This window comes from Streptomyces sp. NBC_00554 (genome assembly GCF_041431135.1).
Lineage (GTDB): Bacteria > Actinomycetota > Actinomycetes > Streptomycetales > Streptomycetaceae > Streptomyces.
The window spans coordinates 8,308,983-8,326,194 of sequence record NZ_CP107799.1 but is presented as its reverse complement, the minus strand read 5'-3'; the positions used below and the strand labels follow the sequence as shown (position 1 = coordinate 8,326,194).

Sequence of the window (17,212 nt, the reverse complement as noted above, 5' to 3'; positions counted from 1 at the left end):
TCTCCTTACAGTGCATTCGCTGACATGCATGAGTATGCAGAACTCTGCATGATTCGTCAATCTCGGCGAGACTCGACGCCCTCATGGTCGAGATACCGAACACGGGACGCGATCTCAGACGAATCCGAGGTTTCTTTGAATGCACTTTGAACAAGGGAAACCGCTTACCCGTATCCCTCCCCGACGCAGGCGCCGCGTTCGTACACCGAGAGGCACTCCGCCCGGCCGACCGCCGGGCGGCTCCCCACCCCTGACCCGAGTGAGGCTTCCGCATGTCCAGGGCTCTTCCGAAGTACAACAAGCGCCGCGTCGTCGTGATCGGTGGCGCCTCCGCGATGGTGTTGTCCGCTGCGGTGATCGCCGGCTCGGCCTTGGCCGGGGAGACGTCCAAGAGCAGCGGCCAGAACGCCACCACGAAGGCCGCGTCCCCGGGCACGGTGAACTGCCCGGCCGTCGCGCCGAGCCTGCCCGCGATCCCCGCCTCCGCGAAGGCCGAGGTCGACCGCAACCTCGCACTGCTCAACACCCAGATCGCGGAGGCCAACAAGAGACTGGTCGACACGGTCGGCCAGGGCGGCGCCAACTTCGTCCAGAACGCGATCCTCGGCCCCCTCAAGGACAAGCGCGTCGCCACCATCAACCGCATCGCGACGGCGATCGGGCGCACCGCGGCCAAGCCGGTGGGCCTGGACTCGCTCGCGCCGTGCAAGCTGAACGCGGCCGGGGGCGGCGCCGCCGCGACGCCGAGCGCGCCGCAGGCCAGCACCCCCGCGAGCGCGCCGGCGAACACCGCCGCACCCGCGGCCGGCTCCGGTGCCGCCGGCACGATCAGCTGCCCGGACGTCGCGTCGCGCCTGCCCGCGATCCCCGCCTCCGCCAAGGCCGAGGTCGACCGCAACCTGGCGCTGCTGAACACGCAGATCAACGAGGCCAACACGCGGCTGGTGAACACGGTCGGCCAGGGCGGACCCAACTTCGTCCAGAACGCGATCCTCGGCCCGCTGGCCGACAAGCGCGTCGCCACCATCGACCGCATCGCCATCTCCATCGGCCGCACCGCGGCCAAGCCCCAGGGCCTGGGCACGCTGGCCACCTGCACCCTCAACAAGTAAAAGACTCCGTGGCCGCCCCGTCCCGCAGCGCCGACCGGGGCGGCCACGGAACCCCGCAGTTCCTTAGACAAAGTAAGGAACTTGGTCAATAATCGTTAGACATGGGAAAGACTTATGAGCGCATAGACGGCCGACTGCGTACGTTCATCGAGGCGCAGCCCCTCTTCTTCACCGCGACCGCGCCCCTGTCGGGGGACGGCACGGTCAACCTCTCACCCAAGGGGCTCACCGGCTCCTTCGTGGTGATCGACGAACTGACCGTGGCATACCTGGACTTCGCCGGGAGCAATGCCGAGACGATCGCCCATCTGCGGGAGAACGGCCGGATCACCCTCATGTGGTGCGCCTTCCAGGGGCCGCCGAACATCGTCCGTGTGCACGGCCACGGCGAGCCCGTCTTCCGGGACGACCCGCGCTTCAGCGAACTGCTCGCCCACTTCCCGGACATCGACCCGACCCCGCACGGCCTGCGCGCGATCATCGTCGTGACGGCCGAACTCGTCCGGGACACCTGCGGGTACGCGGTGCCCTTCATGTCGTACGACGAGGACCGCGATCTGCACGCCAAGCGCTTCGCGCGCGAGGACGACGCCTCACTCGACGCGTACTTCGGGAAGAAGGAGCACATCGCGACAAGCATGGACGGCCTGCCCGGGCTGCCCCTGCCGCTGCCTCCCACCCCGGCCTGAGCCCGCACCACTTGAGGACCTTGCGCCGCTCCGGTGCGCGATGTCGCAGTACGAACGTTTTGCCGATCTTCTTGCTACAAGGGGCTGTTGGGATCATTTGACGGAATTCTCCCTTCCATCGTTCGCAGCCCCTACGCTCGGCAAAAACCGCCCACCGGGCGTGAATACCAGGAACAGATGGGGGATCCAGTGTTCCGACCCGCACGCGAACCGCAGAGCAAACGGCATATCCGCAACTCCTACTACGTCCTCGGCGAAGGCATCTTCAACGACCCGGGCACGAGCGACGGCGCCCCGGTCGAACCCTTGACGCCGTCGACCATCGCCTCGCTGCGCAAGTTCCGCTTCTCCCGGCTGAGCCCCGCGCCCGGGACCACGGTGACGAGCCGGGAACTGCGCGAGGCGCTCGCCAAGGCGATGACACCCGCCACAGAATCGCCGGACTCCTCCCACCCCGCCATTCCGGCGGGATTCACCTACCTGGGGCAGTTCGTCGACCACGATCTGACGCTCGACGCCACCGGCCGGGACCTGGAGCAGGACGTCACCGTCGACGAACTCATCCAGGGCCGCTCACCCGCCCTGGACCTCGACAGCCTGTACGGCCGGGGGCCGCAGAAGCCGCAGGACCGCAAGTTCTACGGGCCCGACGGAATCCGGTTACGCACCGGCAAGACCCAGCCCGTGGGGGGACAGTCTGACGGCGTCAACGACATCCCGCAGAAGGAACTGGACGGGTTCGACCTGCCCCGGGTCGGCATCGGCTCGTCGATCGGGGAGCGGCGAGCAGCCCTGATCCCCGACGCCCGCAACGACGAGAACCTCGCCGTCGCCCAGATCCACTGCGCCTTCATCCGCTTCCACAACAAGGTCGTCACCGACCTGGCCGCGAAGGGGACGGACAGCGCGGTGCTCTTCGACACCGCGCGCGAACTGGTCGTCAAGCACTACCAGTGGATGCTGCGCACGGACTACCTGATCCAGATCGTCGACGACGAGATCGTGGACGACGTCTTCAAACACGGTCGCAGGTACTTCGATGTGGCACCCGAGATCAAGTACGACGACGGCGGAGTCGAAGACGACACGTACCGAAAGCTTCAGCCCGGCGACGCGCCCACCATGCCCATCGAGTTCTCGGTGGCGGCCTTCCGTCTTGGCCACAGCATGGTCCGCGAGGAGTACGAGTGGAACCGGGTGTTCAACAGCGGGCAGGGCCCCGGCGTCCTCGCGCCCGCGACGCTGCGGCTGATCTTCGTCTTCTCCGCGACCAGCGGCAATTTCCAGCCCTTCCCGCCGGACGACGACAACCCGGACGCGGGCAGGTCCGAGCGTCTGCCGACCAACTGGGTCGCCGATCTCCCCCGGCTCTTCGACTTCAGCGAGACCGGCCGCAAGGAGCTCACGAGGACCGCGGACCAGTTCAACCTGGCGAAGCGGATCGACACCCTGCTGGTCGACGTGCTCAAGCAGCTCCCGCTGGGGTCGTTCGGCGCCCGAGGGTCCACGGTCCCGGAGATCGAGCGCAATCTCGCCTTCCGGAATCTCACCCGGGCCAACATGCTCAAGCTCGCGACCGGCCAGGAGATGGCGGAGTTCTTCAAGCTCGACGAGGACGAGCGGCTCACTCCGACGGAGATCGAGCAGGGCAGTGGCAACGGTGCCTCGCTGGCGGAACTGAGCACCGAGGACCTGGAGTTGGTCAAGACCAAGACCCCCCTGTGGTTCTACATCCTCAGGGAGGCCGAGGTGAAGGGCAACGGCCGACTGACCGGCGTCGGCGGCCGCATCGTCGCCGAGGTCTTCCACCGGGCCATGGAGGGGAGCCGACACTCCATCGTCCGTGATCCCGAGTGGCGTCCCAGCCTCGCTGTGGACCAGAGCACCTTCCGGATGAACGATCTGCTGCTCTACGCGTTCGACGGCAACCCCGAGCTTCTCAACCCGCTGGGTTCCCCGCCGAGTCCGTGAGCCCCGACCCCGTGGACACCGTGGTTTCCGGGCGCCCTGGCAGGCCGCCCGGAATCCGCGGGAACACCGGCGCGAACACCGACGGACGACGCCTGTACAGCCCACCCGAACTGCCCCGACCGCTGCCTCCCCGTAGCGTCCTCTCCATGCGTCGTCCCGCTGCCGCCGTCCTCCTCGCGTCCGTGTCCCTCCTCACCCTGGGCCTGGCCCCGAGCGGCCCGCCTCCGCTGCCCGAGCGGATGGCGGACACCGGCGGAGGCACGCAGCTCATCACGGCGCAGGCCGCGCGTACGTCCTCGACCACGGGGACCATCGCTTGGTGGGACCGGCGCGACGGGCGCTGGGTGAAGGCCGGTTCCTCGGCCGCGCGCTTCGGCGCCAAGGGGCTGGTCGAGGGCGGCTCCCGGAGACAGGGGACGAACACGACACCCACCGGGCTGTACGGCCTTCCGTACGCGTTCGGCATCAAGGCCACGCCCGGCGGGACCAAGGCCCCGTACCGGCGGGTCCACCAGAACTCCTGGTGGTGCCAGGACAACAACTCCCGCGCCTACAACCGCTGGACCGAACCCCGTGCCGCCGACTGCCGCGCCGCCGAGTCCGAGCACCTGATCTCGTACGCCACGCAGTACGCGTACGCCCTCGTCATCGGGTTCAACTACGAGCGGCCGGTGCGGGGTCGCGGCGCCGGCATCTTCTTGCATGTCAACGGGCGTGGGGCGACTGCTGGTTGTGTGTCGGTGCCCAGGGATGCGATGCGGCGGATCGTGAAGTGGGCCGATCCGGCACGGGGGCCGCACATCGCGATCGGCACGGTGGGCGGAGTTGCCGCGATCACTCGGTACTGAGCGCCGTTGGGGTCAGGGCCGTTGGTACCTGCGGGTCGTTTTGGGTTGCTCGCGCAGTTCCCTGCGCCCCTACGGGGCACTCCTGCCCTCGGCCGACAGCCGGACCGTGAACGTCGTCGCCCCCGGGCGGCTCTCCAGCGCCACTGTGCCGCCGTGGGCCTCGACCACCGCCGCCACGATCGACAGGCCAAGTCCCGCTCCGCCGCCCTCGCCCTCGGTGCGGCGGCGGTCCGCTCGGGTGAAGCGTTCGAAGACACCGGGCTGGACGTCCTCCGGTACACCCGGGCCGTCATCACGAACCGTCAGGACGGCCGTCGTGGCATCAGCCGCCAGTGACACCGTCACCCTCGTGCCAACGGGTGTGTGCAAACGGGCGTTGGCCAACAGGTTGGCCAACACCTGTTGGAGCCGGTGCGCGTCGCCGGTCACCGTCACCGGCTCCTCCGCCAGCTCCAGGGTCCAGCGATGGTCAGGGCCGGCAGCCCGCGCGTCCGTGACCGAGTCGAGGACAAGGTGGGTGAGGTCGACGGGGAACCGTTCCAGCGGGCGGCCCGCGTCGAGGCGGGCGAGGAGCAGCAGATCGTCGACCATCTCGCCCATCCGCGCCGACTCGGCCGCGATCCGCTCCAGGGCGCGGGTCACCTTCGGGGGCACCGGGCCTGGGTGCAGCAGGGCCAGTTCGGCGTGGCCCCGGACCGAGGCGACCGGGGTGCGCAGCTCATGGCTGGCGTCGGCGGCGAAGCTGCGCAGCCGTTCCTCGCTCGCGTGCCGCTTGGTCAGCGCGTCCTCGACATGGCCGAGCATGCGGTTGAAGGCGCCGGCGACCTGGCCCACCTCGCTGCGCGGGTCGGACTCGGGCGCTCGCGGCGGCAGCGCCACCTCACCGCTGGCGAGGGGCAGTTCGCTGACCCGTGTCGCGGTCGCGGCGACCCGGCTCAGCGGCCGCAGCGACCAGCGCACCCACAGGGCTCCGGCGACTCCCGTGACCGCGAGGGCGGCGCCGAAGACGCAGGCGGCGACCAGTTCGAGGCGGTGCACGGCGGCCTCCACCGGTTCCAGGGGGAGCCCGGTGATCAGTACGTCGCCGTCCTGGCCGTTCCACGCCGTCAGCCGGTAGGAGCCGAGCGCGGAGAGGCGCACGCTGTGTCCGTCGCTGTCGACCGGCACCGCGGCGAGGACCTTCCGGTCGGTGGCGGTCAGCACCACGTTCAGGTCGGCGGGGTCGGTGCCGGCGCGGACGACGGCTTCGTTGGTGACGGTCCCGTCGAGCAGGCGGGCGCCGAAGGTGCCGGTGGCCTGGCGGCGGGTGTCGCCGTACTCGTCGCCGTCGTGGTCGGAGGGCTTGACGCTGCTGCCGTGCTCCAGGCTCGCGGGGAAGCTGGCGCCCGCGTCCCGCAACTGCTGGTCCAGACGACCCGTGAGGAACCCGTTCAGTTCGAGCACGGCGGCCACGCCGACGGCGGCGCAGCTGACGGCGAGCAGCACCACGAGCCCCCCGGTGAGCCGGGACCGGAGCGTGTGCGGGCGCGGCAACCACAGCCGGAGCCCTCGCGACCCATTCCTTCGGAACCGGGCCGCTCGCAGCAGCCGAGGCGCCCGCCACCGCACCCCCGCCCACCGCGCGCTCACCGGCCCACCACCGGTTTGAGCACGTACCCCGCGCCCCGCACCGTATGGATCATGGGCTCGCGGCCCGAGTCCACCTTCTTGCGCAGATAGGAGACATAGAGCTCCACGATGTGGGCCTGGCCGCCGAAGTCGTACGACCAGACGCGGTCGAGGATCTGCGCCTTGCTCAGCACCCTGCGCGGGTTGCGCATCAGATAGCGCAGCAGTTCGAACTCGGTCGGCGACAGTTCGATCAGCTCGCCGCCGCGGGTCACCTCGCGGGCCTCCTCGTCCATCACGAGGTCCCCGACGGTGAGCCGTGGTCCCTCGTCCAGCTGGCGGGCCATGCCCGCGCGGCGCAGCAGACCGCGCAGCCGGGCGACGACCTCCTCCAGGCTGAACGGCTTCGTCACATAGTCGTCACCGCCCGCGGTGATGCCCGTGATGCGGTCCTCGACGGCGTCCCGCGCGGTGAGGAAGAGGACGCAGACGTCGGGCTTCACGGCGTGCAGATCGCGCAGTACGGCGAAGCCGTCGGTGTCCGGGAGCATGACATCCAGGACGACGGCGTCGGGCAGCAGGCCGCGCGCCTCGGTGACGGCCGCGGCCCCGTCGCCCGCCGTCCGGACCTCCCAGCCCTCGTAGCGCAGGGCGCCGGAGAGGACCTCGGCCAGGTCCGGGTCGTCGTCGACGACGAGGACGCGGACGGGGGTGCCGTCGGGGCGGGTGAGTGCGGGGCGGCCGGAGCGGAGTGTGTTCATGGCTCTTCACAGCATCGCCCCTCGTCGACCGGGAGGCCCGCCCGGCCAGGCTCTGAGTTTCCTATGACTGCACCGGGGCGGCCCGCAGCCGGTCACCCCAGGTGTACGCGGCCCCGTGCACCGCCCGCTCAGAGCCGGCTCAGAAGTTCGGACCGCACAGTTGCCTCCCGGACAGCCGAAAGGACGAGCACATGACCACCGTGTACGAACAGCGTGCGGCGCCTGCCGTGCCTCTCGAGACACGCCGCTCCCCGGCCGGCCCGCTGCTGGCCCTGCTGTGGGCAGGCGCGGTCGCCGTGGTCGCGCTGTGGTGGGCGGACACCCGCTCGGTGGTCGGAGCGGCCGGCTGGCTGACCGACGCCGGGCGGATCGCCGGGCTGCTGTGCGGCTACGGCTGTGCGGTGCTCGTCGGTCTGATGGCCCGGGTCCCGCTCCTGGAGCGGCGGATCGGCTCGGACCGGGTGGCCCGCTGGCACGCCATGGCGGGCCGGTACACGATCTGTCTGCTGGTCGCGCACGTCACGCTGATCCTGATCGGGTACGCATCCCAGGACGGCAGCGGGATCGTGCACGAGACGACGACCGTCGTCCTCACCTACCCGGAGATGCTCAAGGCCACGGCGGGCACGCTGATCCTGATCGCCGTCGGGATCCTGTCCGCGCGTGCGGTGCGGCGCCGGGTGAGCCACGAGTTCTGGTACTACGTGCACCTGCTCACGTATGCCGCTCTCTTCCTCGCCTTCGGCCATCAGCTCGCGCTGGGCGCCGACTTCACGGGCAACTCCCTCGCGCAGGCCGCCTGGTACGCGCTGTACCTGGGTGTCGCGGCGCTGGTCGTCTGGTTCAGGATCCTCACCCCGGTCCGGCTCAATCTGCGCCACCGGCTGCGAGTGGAGTCGGTGCACCAAGAGACGCCGGACGTGTTCTCCGTCGTCGTACGCGGGCAGCACATCGATGAACTCCAGGCGCAGCCGGGGCAGTTCTTCCGCTGGCGGTTCCTCGCGGAGGGGATGCGCTGGACCTCCTCGCCCTACTCGCTGTCGGCCCCGCCACGACCCGACCTGCTGCGCATCACGGTGAAGGCGCTCGGCGGCCACAGCGCGTCCGTCTCGCTCCTGCGTCCGGGAACCCGAGTATGGGCGGAGGGCCCCTACGGCTCTCTGACCGCGGACCGGCGCAGCTCGCACAAGGTGCTCCTGATCGCGGCCGGGGTCGGCATCACACCACTGCGGGCCCTGTTCGAGACGCTGCCCGGCCAGGTCACCCTGCTCTACCGGGCCCGTACGGCCGAAGACCTCGCGCTGGGCGCCGAGTTGGAGGCCATCGCGCAGTGGCGCGGGGCACGCGTGGTGTACGCGCTCAACGACGCGGACGGCTCCCGCCCGCGCTTCACGGCCCAGACCCTGCGCGCGGCCGTCTCCGATGTCGGCGGACACGACGTGTACGTGTGCGGGCCTGACGCCTTCGCACGGGACGTATACCGGGCGCTGCGCGCGGCCGGGGTCCCCGACCGCCGCATCCACCACGAGTCGTTCGAGCTGTGAACGCCGTAAATCCCGTGAAACGCATGAGAGTTGCGAGGACCCCGTGCACGCCCTGAACCGGAACCGCCCGCTGCGCCGCGTCGTGCTGGCGACCGCCGCCACCGTCTCCGGCGTCGTACTGCTGCTGTCGCTGAAGCCGCACAGCACGCCGGCCGTCGCCCTGCCGTCCAGCAGCGGTTCGGGCTCCACCGGAAGCTCCAGCAGCTCCGGCAGCGGCACCACCACCGGGACGCTCACCGGCACCGCCGTGCGGACCCGCTACGGCCCCGTACAGGTCCGCGTCACCCTGAAGAGCGGCAAGATCACCGACGTCACGGCCGTCACCTATCCCCAGGACAACCCGAGGGATCAGCAGATCAACAGCTACGCGATCCCTCAGCTCAAAAGGGAGGCGATCACCGCGCAGAGCGCCAACGTCGACACGGTGTCCGGTGCCACTTACACGAGTGACGGTTACCGCCAGTCCCTCCAGTCCGCACTGGACTCAGCGGGCGGTTGAACACACAGCGCTCGCGCCGCGTACCTCTGGGCCAGGGGGACTCTCCCCCCCAGGACGACCACGGAGGAACCGTGTCCACGATCGCCGGTGGCCGCGCCGCGCGGCGCCAGACCATGCGCCGTATCCGCCCGCGCCGCTCCCCTGCCGTCCCGCTGCTGCTCGCCGTCTGGGCAGGCGCGGCCGGGGTCATCTGGCTGTGGTGGAGCAACACCCCGTCCATCGCGGACCACACCAGCCGGATGATCAACGCGGGCCGGATCACAGGCCTGTTGGCCGGGTACCTGATGGCGCTCGTGGTGCTTCAGATGGCCCGGGTGCCCGCACTGGAGCGCCGGGTGGGCTCCGACCGGGTGGCCCGCTGGCATGCGATGAGCGGTCGCTACACCCTCTGTCTGGTCCTCGCCCATCTCGTCCTGACGATGTACGGCTACGCACTCCAGTCCGGCCGGACCTTCGCCGACATAGTCCAGCAGACCATCGACTCGATCAACCAGCTGCCCGACATGGGCAAAGCCGCGATCGGCGCGGGGCTGTTGCTCGTCATCGGCCTGCTCTCCATGGGCCCGGTGCGCCGCAGGATTCCGTACGACACCTGGTACCACATCCATCTGCTCACCTACGCCGCCGTGTATCTGTCGTTCTGGCACCAGCTGACCACCGGCAACGACTTCGCCGTCCAGCCCGCCGCGACGACAGCCTGGTACGGGCTGTACGGAACGGTGACCGCGCTGGTGCTCTGGTACCGGGTGATCGCGCCGATCCGGCTGAACATGCGGCACCGGATGCGGGTCGAGGCGGTCATCGAGGAGGCGCCGGGGATCGTGTCGGTGCTGATCAGCGGCCGGAAGCTGCACCGGATGGGTGCCGAGGCCGGACAGTTCTTCCGCTGGCGCTTCCTGGCGCCGGGGATGCGGCTCAGCTCCCACCCGTACTCGCTGTCCGCGGCGCCCCGCCCCAACATGCTGCGCATCACCGTGAAGGCGATCGGCGACCACAGCGCCGCGCTGCGCGAGCTGGAGCCGGGCACCCGGGTCTGGGCCGAGGGGCCGTACGGCGCACTGACGGCCTCCAAGCGCAGCCGCGGAAAGGTTTTGCTGGTGGCCGGCGGCGTCGGCATCACGCCGATGCGGGCGCTGTTCGAGACGCTGCCCGGCGCCTCCGGCGACCTCACGCTGCTCTACCGGGCGAACAGCACCCAGGACCTGGCCCTCTGGGACGAGCTGGCGGTCATCTCCAAGGAGCGCGGGGCCCGGCTCATGTACGCGGTGAACAGCCCCGACGGGGAACGCCCGGACATCTCGGCGGACAGCCTGCGCCGGAAGCTGCCGGACATCGAGAGCCATGACGTCTTCATGTGCGGGCCGCCCGGCTTCGCTCAGCAGGTGTACGAAGCACTGCGCGGCGCGGGAGTCCCCGCCCGCCGCATCCATCACGAGTCGTTCGAGATGTGAGCGACGGGAGTCAGGAGCGATGAAGAAGAGCCATCCCCTCAGGCGTGTCATGCTCGCAACCGCCGCCACCGTGTCCGGGATCGTCCTGCTGCTGTCTCTGAAGCCGGGGTCCGATCCGGCCTCCGCTTCGGCGCAGGGCGGAGCGGCCCAGCCGCCGGCGGCCGGGCAGGAGTCGCCGCAGGGCGGCGGCTCGGAGCAGGCGGCTTCCGGCGCCCGTACGGTCACCGGAAGCGTGGCCGACACCCAGTACGGGCCTGTCCAGGTCCGTCTCACCCTCAGCGGCGACAAGATCACCAAGGCCGAGGCGGTCCAGGCGCCCAGCGGCGGCCAGAGCACCACGGTCACCGAGAACGCCGTACCGAAACTCAACCAGGCGGCCGTCGCCGCGGGCACCGCCGACATCGACGCCGTGTCCGGAGCCACGTACACCAGCGCCGGCTACAAGAAGTCCCTCCAGTCCGCCCTCGACCAGGCCGCCGAGAGCGCCCCGGCCCCGGCGGAGTCGTCCGCGTCGCCGTCCCAGGCGCCCGCGTCACCCTCGGCCGCCGCCCCGGAGGGCCAGACCGTCGACGGGGACGTCGTCCAGACCCAGTACGGGCCCGTCCAGGTCCGCCTCACCCTGAACGGCACCACGATCTCCAAGGCCGAGGCCATCCAGGCACCCAGCGGGGGACAGAGCACGGAGGTGACCGGCAATGCCATACCGAAGCTCAACCAAGCGGCCGCAGCCACCCAAAGCGCCGACATCGACGCCGTCTCCGGAGCCACCTACACCAGCGCCGGCTACAAGAAGTCCCTCCAGTCCGCTCTGGACAAGGCCGGTGCCTGACCCTGCGGAGGCCCCTCCCGCGCTGCGCCACGTGGAGGAGGTCATGGGCACCGTCTTCTCGTTCGACGTGCGCGGCGGCGAACCGGCCGTCGTCCAGGCCGCCTTGGAGGAGGCGGTCGCCCAACTCCACCGGGTGAACGAGGTGTTCAGCACCTACCGCGAGGACAGCCAGATCTCGCGTCTCGCACGCGGCGAGCTGACGGTCGCCGAGTGCGATCCGGAGGTCGCCGAGGTGCTCGACCTGTGCGCCGAGGCGGAGCGGCTGAGCGAGGGGTGGTTCAGCACGACGTACGAAGGACGGCTGGACCCGACGGGTCTGGTGAAGGGCTGGTCGACCGAGCGCGTGGCCCGGCATCTCGCCGCGGCCGGGGCGAGCGGCGTCAGCGTGAACGGCGGCGGCGACGTCCAGTTGTGCGGCGTGCCGGGCCCGCAGCGGCCGTGGCGGGTCGGCGTGGCGGATCCGCTCCGCCCAGGTTCCCTCGCCGCCGTGGTCTCCGCGGCCGGCGCCGACGAACTCGCCGTCGCCACCTCCGGCACCGCCGAACGCGGCGCCCACATCGTCGACCCCCGCACCGGCAAGTCCGCGGTCACCGACCTCGTCGCCGTGACGGTGGTGGGCCCCCGCCTGACCTGGGCGGACGCCTGGGCGACAGCGGCCTTCGCGATGGGCTCCCGCCAGGCCCTGGACTGGCTGGAGTCCCTCCCCGACGTAGAGGCCCTGCTCATCACGGCGGGCGACGAGGTCAGGTGTACGGGGGGCCTAGCTCAACGGCTGGGGTAAGTGAAGCCCCTTCAGGGGCGCGAGGAACTGCGCGAGCAACCACAAGCAGCCCGCACCCGAAAACGCCAGAGGCGCACCCCGATCCGGGGCGCGCCTCCAACGTCGTACACGTCAGTGAGTGTTCTGAGCCAACCGCAACAAGTGATCCGCCAACGCCTGGCCCCCCGCAGGCTCCCGACTGATCAGCAGCAACGTGTCGTCCCCGGCGATCGTGCCAAGAATGTCCTGCAGCTCGGCCTGATCGATCGCCGAGGCAAGAAACTGCGCGGCCCCCGGAGGCGTACGCAGCACCACGAGGTTTGCCGAAGCCTCCGCGGAGATCAGCAGCTCCGCGGACAGCCGGCGCATCCGCTCCTCCTTCGCCGACTCCCCCAGCGGCGCACGAGGGGTACGGAATCCCCCCTCGCTGGGCACCGCATAGATCAGGTCGCCGTCGTTGTTGCGGATCTTGACCGCGTTCAGCTCGTCCAGGTCCCGGGAGAGTGTCGCCTGAGTGACGTTCAGCCCGTCGTCGGCGAGAAGCTTCGCCAACTGGCTCTGAGAGCGCACCGGTTGCCGGTTGAGGATGTCCACGATCCGGCGGTGGCGTGCGGTGCGGGTCTGCGGTACGGCAGGCCCTGCGTGCTCGTGGTCCTGCGCCTGACTCATCGTCGTCTCATTCCCCGGATCGTCCTTCCCCGTTGACCACGTCGAGGACACCAGGGAGAGCCTGGAGAAACGCGTCCACTTCGTCATCGCCGAGGTTCAGCGGCGGCATCAGCCGTACGACATCGGGGGCGGGCGCGTTGACCAGGAGACCGGCGTCCTGAGCCGCCTGCTGCACCTGCGGTGCGAGCGGCTCGGTGAGCACGATACCCAGGAGCAGGCCCGCTCCCCGGACATGGTCGATCAACGGATGTCCGAGTGACTCGATTCCGTCCCGCAGTTTCTCGCTCGTGCGCTTCACGTTCTCGAGGAGTCCCTCGGACGCGATCGTGTCGAGTACGGCGAGTCCGGCGGCGCAGACGACCGGGTTGCCGCCGAAGGTCGTGCCGTGGTGGCCCGGCTTCAGCAGCTCGGCGGCCCGGCCGAAGGCGACGGTCGCGCCGAGCGGCAGCCCGCCACCGAGACCCTTCGCGAGTGTGACGACGTCGGGCAGGACACCCTCGTGCGCCTGGTACGCGAACCAGGATCCGGTGCGGCCGATTCCGGTCTGCACCTCGTCCAGGACGAGGAGCGCGCCGGTCGCGGCGGTGATCGCGCGGGCGGCCTTCAGATAGCCGGGCGGGGGTACGACCACGCCGTTCTCGCCCTGAATCGGCTCGATGATCACCAGTGCGGTGTCCTCGGTGACCGCTTCGGCCAGCGCCTGCGCGTCGCCGTACGGGACATGCGTGACGTCACCGGGCAGCGGCAGGAAAGGCTCCCGCTTGCCGGGCTGGCCGGTGAGGGCGAGCGCGCCCATGGTCCGGCCGTGGAAGGCACCCTGGGTGGCCACCATGTGCTTGCGGCCGGTCAGCCGCCCGATCTTGAAGGCGCCCTCGTTGGCCTCGGCACCCGAGTTGCAGAAGTACACCCGGCCGTCCCGCCCGAAGAGCTGGAGCAGCCGTTCGGCGAGCGCGACGGGCGGCTCGGCGACGAAGAGGTTCGAGACATGGCCGAGCGAGCCGATCTGCTTGCTGACCGCCTCGACGATCGCCGGGTGGGCGTGTCCGAGCGCGTTGACCGCGATGCCGCCGACGAAGTCGAGGTACTCCTTGCCGTCGGCGTCCCAGAGCCTGGTGCCCGCACCGCGGACGAGGGGCAGGCGCGGAGTGCCGTAGTTGTCCATGAGTGAGCCCTGCCAGCGCTGGGTGAGCTCTTCGTTGGCGGTCATGCGGCGTCCCCCTCTTCCTCCTGATCGGGCACGACCATCGTGCCGATCCCCTCGTCGGTGAAGATCTCCAGCAGGATCGAGTGCTGGACCCGGCCGTCGATGACCCGGGCGGTGGTGACGCCGTTGCGTACGGCGTGCAGACAGCCCTCCATCTTCGGCACCATGCCGCTGGCCAGTTCGGGCAGCAGCTTCTCCAGTTGGGAGGCGGTGAGGCGGCTGATCACCTCGTCGCTGTTGGGCCAGTCCTCGTAGAGACCCTCGACGTCGGTGAGGACCATCAGGGTTTCGGCACCCAGCGCCGCAGCGAGTGCCGCAGCCGCCGTATCAGCATTGACGTTGTAGACATGTCCGTCGTCCTGGGAGCGGGCGATCGAGGAGACGACCGGGATACGGCCGTCGGAGAGCAGCGCCTCGATGGCACCCGTGTCGATTGCGGTGATCTCGCCGACCCGCCCGATGTCGATCAACTCGCCGTCGATCTCGGGCTGGTGCTTGGTGGCGGTGATGGTGTGCGCGTCCTCGCCGGTCATTCCGACAGCGAGCGGCCCGTGCTGGTTGAGCAGCCCGACCAGTTCACGCTGCACCTGTCCGGCAAGGACCATGCGTACGACGTCCATGGCCTCCTCGGTGGTGACCCGCAGGCCCGCCTTGAACTCGCTGACGATGCCGTGCCGGTCGAGGGCGGCGCTGATCTGCGGGCCGCCGCCGTGCACGACGACGGGCTTGAGGCCTGCGTGGTGCAGGAAGACGATGTCCTGCGCGAAGGCGGACTTCAGCTCCTCGTCGATCATGGCGTTGCCGCCGAACTTGACGACGACGGTCTTGCCTTGGTGCCGGGTCAGCCAGGGCAGCGCCTCGATGAGGATCTGCGCCTTGGGCAGCGCGGTGTGCTTACGAGTAGTGCTCATGAGGAGTACGCGCTGTTCTCGTGGACGTAGTCCGCGGTGAGGTCGTTGGTCCAGATCGTGGCGGTCTCACTGCCTGCGGCGAGGTCGGCGACGATGTGGACCTCGCGGTAGCGCATGTCGACGAGCTCACGGTCCTCGCCGACGCCGCCGTTCTTGCAGACCCAGACGCCGTTGATGGCGACGTTCAACTGGTCCGGCTCGAAGGCGGCTTGGGTGGTGCCGATGGCGGAGAGCACCCGGCCCCAGTTGGGGTCCTCGCCGTGGATCGCGCACTTGAGGAGGTTGTTGCGGGCGATGGAGCGGCCCACCTCGACGGCGTCGTCCTCGCTCGCGGCGTTCACGACCTCGACCTTGATGTCCTTGCTGGCACCCTCGGCGTCCCGGATGAGCTGCTGCCCGAGGTCGTCGCAGACCTTCCGTACGGCCTCCGCGAACTCCTGCTGGTCCGGGGTGACTTCGGACGCACCGGAGGCGAGCAGCAGCACGGTGTCGTTGGTCGACATGCAGCCGTCGGAGTCGACGCGGTCGAAGGTGACCTTCGTGGCCGCCCGCAGCGCCTTGTCCAGTACGTCGCTCTCGACGTCGGCGTCCGTCGTCAGGACCACGAGCATGGTGGCGAGGCCGGGGGCGAGCATGCCGGCGCCCTTCGCCATGCCGCCGACTGTCCAGCCGTCGCCGGTGACCACGGAGGTCTTGTGGACGCTGTCGGTGGTCTTGATGGCGATGGCGGCCTTCTCACCGCCGTGCTCGCTCAGGGACGCGGCCGCCGTCTCAACTCCCGTGAGCAGCTTGTCCATCGGGAGCAGGATGCCGATGAGGCCGGTCGAGGCGACGGCGACCTCGGCCGCGTTGAGCCCGAGGGTGTCGGCCACCTTCTCGGCGGTCGCGTGCGTGTCCTGGAAGCCCTTCGGCCCCGTACAGGCGTTGGCACCACCGGAGTTGAGGACCACGGCGGTCACCCGGCCGCCCTTGAGGACCTGCTCGGACCACAGCACCGGCGCGGCCTTCACGCGGTTGGAGGTGAAGACGCCCGCGGCGGCCGGACGGGGCCCCTTGTTGACCACGAGGGCCAGGTCGGGGTTGCCGTTCTCCTTGATCCCGGCTGCGATGCCCGCAGCCTGGAATCCCTTTGCTGCCGTGACACTCACTGCATCTCCTTGTTCGCTTCTCCGCCCGTGCAGCGCAGAGGTGCGGCTTTCATCGTTGTCTGCGGCCCGGTGGCTGCACGTGCGTCGCTCACGGTGCGACTCCGATCGTGGAAAGACCCATGTCCTCGGGAAGCCCGAGGGCGATGTTCATGCTCTGGACGGCACCGCCCGCGGTGCCCTTGGTCAGGTTGTCGATGGCGCTGATCGCGATGATGCGGTGCGCGGCGGCGTCGAAGGCGACCTGCACCTGAACGGCGTTGGAACCGTAGACAGACGCCGTCGCGGGCCACTGCCCCTCCGGGAGCAGGTGTACGAACGGCTCGTCCGCGTACGCCTTCTCGTATACGGCCCGTACGGACTCGGCGGTGACGCCGGGCTTCGCCTTGGCGCTGCAGGTGGCAAGGATGCCGCGGGGCATCGGCGCGAGGGTCGGCGTGAAGGAGACGGTGACGGACTCGCCCGCGGCGGCGCCGAGGTTCTGGATGATCTCGGGGGTGTGCCTGTGACCGCCGCCGACGCCGTACGGGGACATGGAGCCCATGACCTCGCTGCCGAGGAGGTGCGCCTTGGGCGCCTTGCCGGCACCCGAGGTCCCGGAGGCGGCGACGATCACGGCCTCGTTCTCGGCGAGGCCCGCCGCGTACGCCGGGAAGAGCGCCAGCGAGGTGGCCGTGGGGTAGCAACCGGGTACCGCGATGCGCTTGGACCCCTCCAGCGCGGCGCGGGCACCCGGCAGTTCGGGGAGGCCGTACGGCCAGGTCCCGGCGTGCTCGGAGCCGTAGAACTTCTCCCAGTCGGCCGGGTCCTTCAGCCGGAAGTCGGCGCCCATGTCGACGACCAGGACATCCGGGCCCAGCTGCTCGGCGACGGCGGCGGACTGCCCGTGGGGCAGCGCGAGGAACACGACGTCGTGGCCGGCGAGGACCTCGGGGGTGGTCTCCTCAAGGACGCGGCCGGCGAGCGGCAGCAGATGCGGCTGGAGCGCGCCCAGGCGCTGGCCGGCGTTGGAGTTGCCGGTCAGAGCGCCGATCTCGATCTCGGGGTGCACCAGGAGCAGCCGCAGCAGTTCCCCGCCCGCGTACCCACTCGCTCCTGCCACTGCCGCACGTACCGCCATGGAACCCTCCTCTTGGATGGCATGACTATACGTTTCGCCGCACGTTTATGCAATCCAGTTGCCTGCCTGGCCGGGTGCATAGGATCGCCGA

16 protein-coding genes are annotated in these 17,212 nt (G+C 70.0%); 9 read left to right on the top strand and 7 right to left on the bottom strand.

The window, feature by feature from the left end; translation table 11 throughout:
* Positions 1–272 precede the first annotated feature (272 nt).
* From OG266_RS36735 to OG266_RS36720, 4 genes are all read left to right on the top strand, one after another.
* Positions 273–1,112 (top strand): hypothetical protein, encoded by an 840-nt coding sequence (locus OG266_RS36735; RefSeq protein ID WP_371551020.1) that lies wholly within the window; start codon positions 273–275, stop codon positions 1,110–1,112.
* Positions 1,113–1,213: 101 nt separating this feature from the next.
* Entirely contained in the window at positions 1,214–1,801 is a 588-nt protein-coding gene (locus OG266_RS36730) for a pyridoxamine 5'-phosphate oxidase family protein (protein WP_266467317.1), read from the top strand.
* A gap of 189 nt (positions 1,802–1,990) precedes the next feature.
* On the top strand, positions 1,991–3,772 hold the full coding sequence (locus OG266_RS36725; protein ID WP_371551017.1) for a heme peroxidase family protein: 1,782 nt from the start codon (positions 1,991–1,993) through the stop codon (positions 3,770–3,772).
* 146 nt (positions 3,773–3,918) lie between these two features.
* On the top strand, positions 3,919–4,620 hold the full coding sequence (locus OG266_RS36720) for a L,D-transpeptidase (protein WP_371551015.1): 702 nt from the start codon (positions 3,919–3,921) through the stop codon (positions 4,618–4,620).
* Positions 4,621–4,689: 69 nt separating this feature from the next.
* Here the strand turns inward: OG266_RS36720 and OG266_RS36715 are convergent, their stop codons facing one another.
* Both OG266_RS36715 and OG266_RS36710 read right to left on the bottom strand, forming a co-directional pair.
* Positions 4,690–6,153 (bottom strand): ATP-binding protein, encoded by a 1,464-nt coding sequence (locus OG266_RS36715; protein WP_371551013.1) that lies wholly within the window; start codon positions 6,151–6,153, stop codon positions 4,690–4,692.
* Between the two features lie 92 nt (positions 6,154–6,245).
* The gene (locus OG266_RS36710; RefSeq protein WP_371551011.1) at positions 6,246–6,989 is read right to left on the bottom strand and encodes a response regulator transcription factor; all 744 of its coding nucleotides are present in this window, start codon (positions 6,987–6,989) and stop codon (positions 6,246–6,248) included.
* Between the two features lie 191 nt (positions 6,990–7,180).
* Here OG266_RS36710 and OG266_RS36705 point away from each other — a divergent pair, with 191 nt between their 5' ends.
* The 5 genes from OG266_RS36705 (at position 7,181) to OG266_RS36685 (ending at position 12,093) form a co-directional block, all read left to right on the top strand.
* Positions 7,181–8,533: a ferric reductase-like transmembrane domain-containing protein gene (locus tag OG266_RS36705; RefSeq protein WP_371551009.1), complete on the top strand. Its 1,353-nt coding sequence runs from the start codon at positions 7,181–7,183 to the stop codon at positions 8,531–8,533.
* A 43-nt stretch (positions 8,534–8,576) separates the two neighbouring features.
* The gene (locus tag OG266_RS36700) at positions 8,577–9,032 is read left to right on the top strand and encodes an FMN-binding protein (RefSeq protein WP_371551007.1); all 456 of its coding nucleotides are present in this window, start codon (positions 8,577–8,579) and stop codon (positions 9,030–9,032) included.
* A 113-nt stretch (positions 9,033–9,145) separates the two neighbouring features.
* Positions 9,146–10,483, top strand: coding sequence for a ferredoxin reductase family protein (locus OG266_RS36695; protein WP_266470864.1), 1,338 nt, complete (start codon positions 9,146–9,148; stop codon positions 10,481–10,483).
* A 49-nt stretch (positions 10,484–10,532) separates the two neighbouring features.
* Entirely contained in the window at positions 10,533–11,312 is a 780-nt protein-coding gene (locus tag OG266_RS36690) for an FMN-binding protein (RefSeq protein ID WP_371551005.1), read from the top strand.
* Between the two features lie 43 nt (positions 11,313–11,355).
* Positions 11,356–12,093 (top strand): FAD:protein FMN transferase, encoded by a 738-nt coding sequence (locus tag OG266_RS36685; RefSeq protein ID WP_371553086.1) that lies wholly within the window; start codon positions 11,356–11,358, stop codon positions 12,091–12,093.
* 111 nt (positions 12,094–12,204) lie between these two features.
* Here OG266_RS36685 and OG266_RS36680 read toward each other — a convergent pair whose 3' ends face one another.
* The 5 genes from OG266_RS36680 to argC all read right to left on the bottom strand — a co-directional run bounded on the left by OG266_RS36680 (position 12,205) and on the right by argC (position 17,121).
* On the bottom strand, positions 12,205–12,741 hold the full coding sequence (locus OG266_RS36680; RefSeq protein WP_266467304.1) for an arginine repressor: 537 nt from the start codon (positions 12,739–12,741) through the stop codon (positions 12,205–12,207).
* 7 nt (positions 12,742–12,748) lie between these two features.
* A complete protein-coding gene (locus OG266_RS36675) occupies positions 12,749–13,948 on the bottom strand; it encodes an acetylornithine transaminase (protein WP_266467300.1) in 1,200 nt (399 codons plus the stop codon).
* Positions 13,945–14,856, bottom strand: a complete 912-nt coding sequence (gene argB, locus OG266_RS36670; RefSeq protein ID WP_266467297.1) for an acetylglutamate kinase — start codon at positions 14,854–14,856, stop codon at positions 13,945–13,947. Before argB ends, OG266_RS36675 begins: the two co-directional genes overlap by 4 nt.
* Positions 14,853–16,004, bottom strand: a complete 1,152-nt coding sequence (argJ, locus tag OG266_RS36665; protein ID WP_371551002.1) for a bifunctional glutamate N-acetyltransferase/amino-acid acetyltransferase ArgJ — start codon at positions 16,002–16,004, stop codon at positions 14,853–14,855. Before argJ ends, argB begins: the two co-directional genes overlap by 4 nt.
* 88 nt (positions 16,005–16,092) lie before the next feature.
* Positions 16,093–17,121: an N-acetyl-gamma-glutamyl-phosphate reductase gene (gene argC, locus OG266_RS36660; RefSeq protein ID WP_371551000.1), complete on the bottom strand. Its 1,029-nt coding sequence runs from the start codon at positions 17,119–17,121 to the stop codon at positions 16,093–16,095.
* Between the last annotated feature and the right edge of the window lie 91 nt (positions 17,122–17,212).

Coding starts and splice junctions, on each gene's coding strand:
- OG266_RS36710 (WP_371551011.1), bottom strand. CDS start 6,989: ATGAACACACTCCGCTCCGGCCGCCCCGCACTCACCCGCCCCGACGGC.
- OG266_RS36685 (WP_371553086.1), top strand. CDS start 11,356: ATGGGCACCGTCTTCTCGTTCGACGTGCGCGGCGGCGAACCGGCCGTC.
- argB (WP_266467297.1), bottom strand. CDS start 14,856: ATGAGCACTACTCGTAAGCACACCGCGCTGCCCAAGGCGCAGATCCTC.
- OG266_RS36695 (WP_266470864.1), top strand. CDS start 9,146: ATGCGCCGTATCCGCCCGCGCCGCTCCCCTGCCGTCCCGCTGCTGCTC.
- OG266_RS36680 (WP_266467304.1), bottom strand. CDS start 12,741: ATGAGTCAGGCGCAGGACCACGAGCACGCAGGGCCTGCCGTACCGCAG.
- OG266_RS36730 (WP_266467317.1), top strand. CDS start 1,214: ATGGGAAAGACTTATGAGCGCATAGACGGCCGACTGCGTACGTTCATC.
- argC (WP_371551000.1), bottom strand. CDS start 17,121: ATGGCGGTACGTGCGGCAGTGGCAGGAGCGAGTGGGTACGCGGGCGGG.
- OG266_RS36735 (WP_371551020.1), top strand. CDS start 273: ATGTCCAGGGCTCTTCCGAAGTACAACAAGCGCCGCGTCGTCGTGATC.
- OG266_RS36675 (WP_266467300.1), bottom strand. CDS start 13,948: ATGACCGCCAACGAAGAGCTCACCCAGCGCTGGCAGGGCTCACTCATG.
- OG266_RS36690 (WP_371551005.1), top strand. CDS start 10,533: ATGCTCGCAACCGCCGCCACCGTGTCCGGGATCGTCCTGCTGCTGTCT.
- OG266_RS36705 (WP_371551009.1), top strand. CDS start 7,181: ATGACCACCGTGTACGAACAGCGTGCGGCGCCTGCCGTGCCTCTCGAG.
- OG266_RS36720 (WP_371551015.1), top strand. CDS start 3,919: ATGCGTCGTCCCGCTGCCGCCGTCCTCCTCGCGTCCGTGTCCCTCCTC.